The sequence below is a fragment of the Streptomyces sp. NPDC042336 genome, from assembly GCF_055581985.1.
Genome location: NZ_JBVJEA010000001.1, coordinates 1,035,881 through 1,042,541, shown reverse-complemented (window position 1 = coordinate 1,042,541; position 6,661 = coordinate 1,035,881). Strand labels below are relative to the sequence as shown.

Annotated in this window: 7 protein-coding genes; 3 read left to right on the top strand and 4 right to left on the bottom strand. The window is 72.3% G+C overall.

Annotation, left to right across the window (positions count from 1 at the left end; translation table 11 throughout):
• Positions 1 to 272, bottom strand: a 272-nt coding sequence (locus ACZ6IM_RS04825; protein ID WP_189750615.1) for a cbb3-type cytochrome c oxidase subunit I, incomplete at its 3' end; no start/stop codon positions are given.
• Complete coding sequence (ctaC, locus tag ACZ6IM_RS04820; RefSeq protein ID WP_052839872.1) at positions 269 to 1,228, bottom strand: aa3-type cytochrome oxidase subunit II; 960 nt, start codon at positions 1,226 to 1,228, stop codon at positions 269 to 271. The genes ctaC and ACZ6IM_RS04825, both read right to left, overlap by 4 nt.
• A gap of 324 nt (positions 1,229 to 1,552) precedes the next feature.
• On the opposite strand from ctaC, the gene ACZ6IM_RS04815 reads away from it, so the two are divergent.
• Positions 1,553 to 2,935, top strand: a complete 1,383-nt coding sequence (locus ACZ6IM_RS04815) for an aminotransferase class V-fold PLP-dependent enzyme (RefSeq protein ID WP_469554230.1) — start codon at positions 1,553 to 1,555, stop codon at positions 2,933 to 2,935.
• Positions 2,936 to 3,062: 127 nt separating this feature from the next.
• On the opposite strand, the gene ACZ6IM_RS04810 is transcribed toward ACZ6IM_RS04815, so the two are convergent.
• The gene (locus tag ACZ6IM_RS04810) at positions 3,063 to 4,037 is read right to left on the bottom strand and encodes a carbohydrate kinase family protein (protein WP_052839873.1); all 975 of its coding nucleotides are present in this window, start codon (positions 4,035 to 4,037) and stop codon (positions 3,063 to 3,065) included.
• 132 nt (positions 4,038 to 4,169) lie between these two features.
• On the opposite strand from ACZ6IM_RS04810, the gene ACZ6IM_RS04805 reads away from it, so the two are divergent.
• Both ACZ6IM_RS04805 and ACZ6IM_RS04800 read left to right on the top strand, forming a co-directional pair.
• A complete protein-coding gene (locus tag ACZ6IM_RS04805) occupies positions 4,170 to 4,379 on the top strand; it encodes a hypothetical protein (RefSeq protein WP_052839874.1) in 210 nt (69 codons plus the stop codon).
• Between the two features lie 113 nt (positions 4,380 to 4,492).
• A complete protein-coding gene (locus ACZ6IM_RS04800; protein ID WP_469554227.1) occupies positions 4,493 to 6,034 on the top strand; it encodes a hypothetical protein in 1,542 nt (513 codons plus the stop codon).
• Positions 6,035 to 6,137: 103 nt separating this feature from the next.
• On the opposite strand, the gene ACZ6IM_RS04795 is transcribed toward ACZ6IM_RS04800, so the two are convergent.
• On the bottom strand, positions 6,138 to 6,494 hold the full coding sequence (locus tag ACZ6IM_RS04795; protein ID WP_052839876.1) for a HesB/IscA family protein: 357 nt from the start codon (positions 6,492 to 6,494) through the stop codon (positions 6,138 to 6,140).
• Positions 6,495 to 6,661 lie beyond the last annotated feature (167 nt).

Below are 6,661 nucleotides of genomic sequence, written 5' to 3'. Positions count from 1 at the left end.
CCGTGCATCGTGAACGCCTGGTTGAACTGCTCGTTCGACATGATCTGCAGACCGGGCCGGGCGAGCTCGGCGCGCATGAACAGCGCCATCACACCGCCGATCACGAAGAACGCGAACGACGTCACCAGGTACATCGTGCCGATCGTCTTGTGGTCCGTGGTCGTCAACCACTTGATCACGACGTTACCGGGCTGCTTGCGCCGTACCGGCAGCTCGTTCTCGTACGAGTCCTCCGCTGCCGAGGCACCCTGGGGTTCGTTGAGGATGCTCACAGGTTGTTCGTCTCCCGGTTCTTCTCGTGGCTCGTCTGCGCGACGCCCGCGGGAACGTAACCGGTCTGCCCCTTCTTCGCGAGGTCCTGGAGGTGCTGCTCGTAGCGCTCCGGGGAGACGACCTTGACGTTGAACAGCATCCTGGAGTGGTCCACGCCGCACAGCTCGGCGCACTTGCCCAGGAAGGTCCCCTCCTTGTTGGGGGTCACCTCGAAGGCGTTGGTGTGGCCCGGGATGACGTCCTGCTTCATGAGGAACGGCACCACCCAGAAGGAGTGGATGACGTCACGCGAGGTCAGGACGAAGCGGACCGTCTTGCCCTTGGGGAGCCAGAGGGTCGGGCCCGGGTTGTTGGTCTGCGGGTTCCGGGTGCCCGGGGTACCGCAGTCGTAGACACCGCCCGCGTTGGCCGGGAAGTCCTCGATGAACCGGTCCGGGATGCCGGCCAGTTCCTTGGAGGTCTTGGCGTCCCCGGTGGAGCCCGGGACGTCCTCGATGTGGTTGAAGCACCAGCTCCACTGGAAGCCGACCACGTTGACCGTGACGTCGGGCTTCTTCTTGAGGCTCATGAGATCCGACTCGTCACGCGCGGTGAAGTAGAACAGCACCGAGACGATGACGAGCGGAACCATGGTGTACAGCGCCTCGATGGGCAGGTTGTACCTGGTCTGCGGAGGGACCTCGACCTTGGTGCGGCTGCGCCGGTGGAAGAAGACACTCCACAGGATCAGGCCCCACACCAGCACGCCGGTGGCCAGCGCGGCAGCCCAGGAGCCCTGCCACAGGGAGAGGATCCGCGGAGCCTCTTCCGTGGTTGGGGTGGGCATGCCGAGGCGGGGGAAGTCCTCGTATGTGCAACCGGTGGCGGTCGCCAGGACCAGGCCCGCGGTCAGTGCCTGCAGCAGCTTCCGCCGCATCGGGCGCCGCGGCGAGCGGTCGGAGCCGTTGGGACTCACGTAGCGCCTTCCCGAGAGTCTCGCCCGCGCGGTTGGCTGCGGCCTGCCTTCTCGCTGGTCGGTCGCCGCCCTGCGTCGGGCAGGGGTTTGATGTTTATGCGGACCAAACCCTAGCCGACGCCCTCCGGGGGGTCGCGGGGAGGGTGGCATACGCGCCGGGGGTCACTCTTTAAGGGTGGGATGGGGGCCTACGGAGGTGGGGCCTGGGGTTGTTCGGCGGCTGACGGTCCGTCGTGGGTCGTCGCGCCCGCGCGGCGGAGCCGCACATGTCACAGCCCCGCGCCCCTTTGGGCGCTCCCGCACCGGACGTTCTAGCGTTGCTGTGTGGCCTACTTCGATGCTGCTTCCGCTGCTCCCCTCCATCCCGTTGCCCGGCAGGCGCTGTTGGCGTCCCTCGACGAGGGGTGGGCCGACCCCGCTCGGCTCTACCGGGAAGGGCGGCGGGCGCGGCTGTTGCTGGATGCGGCTCGGGAGGCGGCGGCCGAGTGTGTGGGGTGCCGGCCGGACGAGTTGGTGTTCACCCCTTCGGGTACACGGGCGGTGCATTCAGGGGTGGCGGGGGCGCTGGCCGGGCGGCGGCGCGTCGGACGGCACCTGATCGTGTCAGCGGTCGAACACTCCTCCGTACTGCATGCGGCCGAGGCGCACGAGGCCGACGGCGGGAGTGTCACGCGGGTACCCGTCGACCGGACCGGCGCGGTGGACCCGGCGGTGTTCGCGGCGGCGCTGCGCGAGGACACCGCGCTGGCGTGTCTCCAGTCGGCCAACCACGAGGTGGGCACCGAGCAGCCGGTGTCCCGGGTGGCGGAGGCCTGCCGGGCCGCCGGTGTGCCGCTGCTGGTGGACGCGGCCCAGTCGCTGGGCTGGGGCCGGGTCGAGGGCGACTGGTCGTTGCTCACCGGCAGCGCGCACAAGTGGGGCGGTCCCTCGGGGGTGGGGCTGCTCGTGGTGCGCAAGGGGGTCCGGTACGCGCCGCAAGGGCCCGGGGACGAGCGGGAGTCGGGTCGGGCGCCCGGGTTCGAGAACCTGCCGGCGATCGTGGCCGCGGCGGCGTCGCTGCGGGCGGTGCGGGCCGAGGCGGCGGCGGAGGCGGTACGGCTGCGGGAGCTGACGGAGCGGATCCGGGACCGGGTGCCCGTCCTGGTACCGGACGTGGAGGTGGTCGGCGACCCGTCGCGCCGGCTGCCCGGGATCGTCACCTTCTCGTGTCTCTATGTCGACGGGGAGACCTTGCTGCACGAGCTGGACCGCGCCGGCTTCTCCGTGTCCTCCGGATCGTCCTGCACGAGCAGCACGCTGACGCCGAGCCATGTCCTGAGGGCGATGGGGGTGCTCAGCGAGGGCAACGTCCGGGTGTCGCTGCCGCCGGGGACCACGGAGGGGGACGTCGAGCGGTTCCTGGACGTGCTGCCGGGCACGGTGGCCGCGGTGCGCGAGAGGCTGGGGGCGCCGACCGCGACGGAGACCGTCCGCGCGGCCGGCCCCGACCTCGTCGTGGACGCGCTGGGCCGGCGCTGCCCCGTTCCGGTGATCGAACTGGCCAAGGTCATCGGCGACGTCCCCGTGGGCGGCACCGTCCGCGTCCTCTCCGACGACGAGGCGGCCCGCCTGGACATCCCGGCGTGGTGCGAGATGCGGGGCCAGGAGTACGTGGGCGAGGAGGAGGCGGAAAAGGGGACGGCCTACCTGGTCCGCCGGAGCAGGTAGGCCACCCAGGGGCGCGGGGCTGTGTCGATGTGCGGCTCCGCCGCGTGGGCGCGAACAACCCCGCCACGCACCCGCACCCGGCCACGCGCCTCGCGCCTCGCGCGGCAGACGAACAGTCGCCCCCGCTTCAGCCCAGGTGCGCCCGAACCTCCTCCGCGGCCTCGTCCCCGTACGCCTTCGTGAACCGCTCCATGAAGTGTCCGCGCCGCAGCTGGTACTCCTGCGTCCCCACCGTCTCGATGACGAGGGTCGCCAGCATGCAGCCGACCTGCGCCGCCCGCTCCAGCGAGACCCCCCACGCCAGTCCCGAGAGGAATCCCGCGCGGAAGGCGTCGCCGACGCCCGTGGGGTCGGCCTTGCGCTCCTCGTCGGGGACGCCGACCTCGATGGTCTCGCCGCCGGCCTGCTCGATGCGCACGCCCCGCGCGCCGAGGGTGGTGACGCGGTGCCCGACGCGGTCGAGGATCTCGGCGTCGCTCCAGCCGGTCTTGGTCTCGATGAGCCCCTTCTCGTACTCGTTGGAGAAGAGGTAGGTCGCCCCGTCCAGCAGTATCCGGATCTCGTCGCCGTTCATCCGGGCGATCTGCTGGGAGAAGTCCGCGGCGAAGGGGATGGACCGCGTGCGGCACTCCTCCGTGTGCCGGAGCATCGCCTCCGGGTCGTCGGCGCCGATGGAGACCAGGTCGAGGCCGCCCACCCGGTCGGCCACGGTCTTCAGCTCGATGAGGCGGGCCTCGCTCATCGCGCCCGTGTAGAAGGAGCCGATCTGGTTGTGGTCGGCGTCGGTGGTGCAGACGAAGCGGGCGGTGTGCAGGGTCTCGGAGATGCGGACCGAGTCGGTGTCGACGCCGTGCCGGTCGAGCCAGGCCCGGTACTCGTCGAAGTCCGCGCCCGCCGCGCCGACCAGGACCGGCCGGGTGCCGAGCTGACCCATGCCGAAGGCGATGTTCGCGGCGACGCCGCCCCGGCGTACGTCCAGCTGGTCGACCAGGAAGGAGAGCGAGACCGTGTGCAGCTGGTCCGCGACGAGCTGGTCCGAGAAGCGGCCGGGGAAGGTCATGAGGTGGTCGGTGGCGATGGAGCCGGTGACTGCGATGCGCACGGCGTGGACTCTCTCCTGAGGGGAGGCGGGTTGACGGTTCACGCTACCCGGCGGCGCCGCCAGGCTGAAGCAGGCGAAACTACCCGGTAGTACAACTTTCTTCGCGGTACGGGACGTGCCTACGGTTCTCTTATGACGAACCTGAGAACCGCCGACCCCGCTCCGGCCGACCTGGACGGCGACCTGGCGTCGCTGCGCGGTGACTGCGCCCGGATGACCCCGCGCTGGTCGGCGCCGGACCACGTCTCCCCCCGGCCGGTGCCTCTCACCCTCATCCACGGCGTCCGGGTGCCGCCGGCCTCGGCCCGGCTGCTGGACGCGATGTCGGACTACGGCGACTGAGCGCCCTTGGGCGGTCCCTGGGCCGTTCGGGCGACGCGCGCCGTCACCGGGAACCGGATCCCGCCCCACCGCGTCCCACCGCTGTCCCCAGTAGCAGCAGAAGGAGCGATGCGGTGAACACCGAGCGACCCGACAACGACGACGCCGTCGCCGCCGACGAGGCCGGTGGCGGGCGTCCCGCGCGGCGGCGCCCCCGGGCGGTCGCGGTCGCGTCGGTCGCCGCCGCCGTACTGCTGCTGGGTGGCGGCGGCGCCTACCTGGCCACCTCCGCCACCGGGGACGACGCGGACGGCGGTACGGCGTCCGGGGCCTCGGGCGACGACACTCCCCCGCCGCTCCCTCTCGACGACCACGGGGCGCCGTCCCCGGAGGGCGGCTCGAACGGCATCGCGCCGGGCGAGCCCGACCCGTACGGCGTCACCTACCGGGCCGACGGGCCGCTCCCCGAGGGGCCCGGCTCGGCGCCGGTGTACCGGGCGGAGGGCGACGTCACCGAGGCCGAGGTGGCCCGGCTGGCCGAGGCCCTGGGCGTCGAGGGCGCGCCCCGCACCCAGGGCGAGGCGTGGAAGGTGGGCAACGCGGCGGACGGTTCCGGGCCCCTGCTCACGGTGAGCCGGCAGGCGCCGGGCACCTGGACCTTCCACCGCTACGCACCCGGCACCGACAACTGCAAGAAGGGCGCCGTCTGCAAGGGCCCCGCCGCCGACGGGGACCCGGTGGGCGAGACGGCCGCGAAGAAGGCGGCGACGCCGGTGCTGAAGGCACTGGGCCAGGACGACGCCAAGCTGGACGCGAGCCAGGTCATGGGTGCCCGGCGGGCCGTGAACGCGGAACCCGCGGTGGGCGGGCTGCCCACGTACGGCTGGACGACCGGAGTCGTCGTCGACGCGCGGGGCGAGGTGGTCGGCGGCAGCGGCCAGGTGAAGGCGCCGGTCAAGGGGGACACGTATCCCGTCCTGGACGCCGAGAAGACGCTGGCGCTGCTGAACGCGCCGGGTGCCGGGACCGGGGCGGACACCGGAGGTGCCGGCGGCATCGGCGGCTGCACCGGCCCCGTACCGCACGAGGACCGCGCGGACCCGCCGTGCGCGCCGCCGACCGGCGCTCCGGAGCGGCCCGGGACGGGGAAGAAGCAGGTCGCCACCGTCGAGGACGCCGTGTTCGGGCTGGCCGCGCATCCGGTGCGGGGCCGCCAGACGCTGGTGCCGTCCTGGCTGTTCGAGGTGCGGGCGCCGGGCGCGGACGACGCCGTCACGGTCACGTACCCGGCGGTCGAGCCGGAGTACCTGACCACCGCGGCCCCCGCCGAGCCGTCCCCGGCCCCGTCCGACGAGCCCGCCTCGAAGCCCGGCGAGCCGCGGGACGTGCGGGTGAGCGGCTACACGGCCGCCGACGGTGAGCTGACCGTGCACTTCACGGGCGGGGTGTGCTCCGACTACGCCGCCGAGGCCCGGGAGAGCGGCGGGAAGGTGACCGTCACGGTGACCGAGACCCCGCACCCGGACAAGGTCTGCATCCTGATCGCCAAGGAGTACGAGCGGACGGTGCCGCTGGACGAGCCGCTCGGCGACCGGACGGTCGTGGGCTCGGACGGCAAGGACATCCCCGTGCACAAGCCGGGCGCGCGGCTGCCGGCTCCGTCCGCGGGCCGGTGACGTCCACGGCCGGGGGCAGACGCGGCAGAAGGGCGGTGGCCCGGGGAGGAATCCCCGGGCCACCGCCCTTCTCACGCTCGGTGCCGCGCGGCGGCGCCACCCGTCAGCTGAAGGAGTCGCCGCAGGCGCAGGAACCCGTCGCGTTCGGGTTGTCGATCGTGAAGCCCTGCTTCTCGATCGTGTCCACGAAGTCGATGGTGGCACCGCCGAGGTACGGGGCGCTCATGCGGTCGGTGGTGACCTTGACGCCGCCGAAGTCCTTGACCACGTCGCCGTCGAGCGAGCGCTCGTCGAAGAAGAGCTGGTACCGCAGGCCGGAGCAGCCGCCGGGCTGGACGGCGACGCGCAGCGCGAGGTCGTCACGGCCTTCCTGGTCGAGCAGCGCCTTGACCTTCGACGCGGCGGCGTCGGTCAGGATGATGCCGTCGGTGACGGTGGTGGTCTCGTCCGATACGGACATCTACATCTCTCCCGGGTTGTACGGAGACTGCTTGCCGACGGTTTCAACCGACGGAGCCGCGGATTCATTCCGGGCGGAGCCGAGTCTTTGTCCTCGGCGTTCCCTTCATGCTCGCACACGCCCCCGCCGAGGGTCAGGGGCTGTGGGCAGCGGCTGCTCGGACACCG